Genomic DNA, 516 nt, shown 5'->3' on the forward strand with positions numbered 1-516 from the left:
CCTCTTAATAATCCGGGAAACAGTGCACCACGTACGCCGTAAGAAGCACGCAGGATCATGGCAAACGGTACGCCGTATTTACTGCCCGCAGCACCGTTTAATACCATTACCGCGGCAATGAAAAAGGCACTGAGGATAATTGCCAGCATAATACTAAAGGTAGACAGGCCGAGAATAAAAAAGCCGCCAACCATCACATAATTGGGAACGTTATGAACCGAACCCATCCATGAGGTAAAATAGTTAAATGTTTTCCAGGTCCGCTGACTTTGCGTTTTCGGCAGTAGATCTTCGCTATAGCCGCGTTGCTGGAATAGTTTTCTCTGATGTTCCATAAATCCCTCTTAATTTCACGTATCGAATAACGTTGTTTTAATCTAGCTATGAGGAACAAATAAAATAAAAATATTATTTTTAATACTGAAGCAACATCTTTGGCTGCTTTCTTTTTTTAATATTGCTGGCCGATTCATTTTCTGATATCGGCCATTTTTATTGCGGGTATCAAGTCAGTTT

At 40.7% G+C, this 516-nt stretch carries 1 protein-coding gene; it reads right to left on the minus strand.

The genetic code is table 11. The annotated features are described in order from the left end of the window. Nucleotides 1–335: cytosine permease (locus ACLO87_RS17025; RefSeq protein WP_430224375.1), on the minus strand; the 335-nt coding region annotated here is incomplete at its 3' end. Nucleotides 336–516 lie beyond the last annotated feature (181 nt).

Origin of the sequence: Paenalcaligenes sp. Me52 (assembly GCF_050487965.1) — a bacterium.
Classification (GTDB): domain Bacteria; phylum Pseudomonadota; class Gammaproteobacteria; order Burkholderiales; family Burkholderiaceae_B; genus Paenalcaligenes.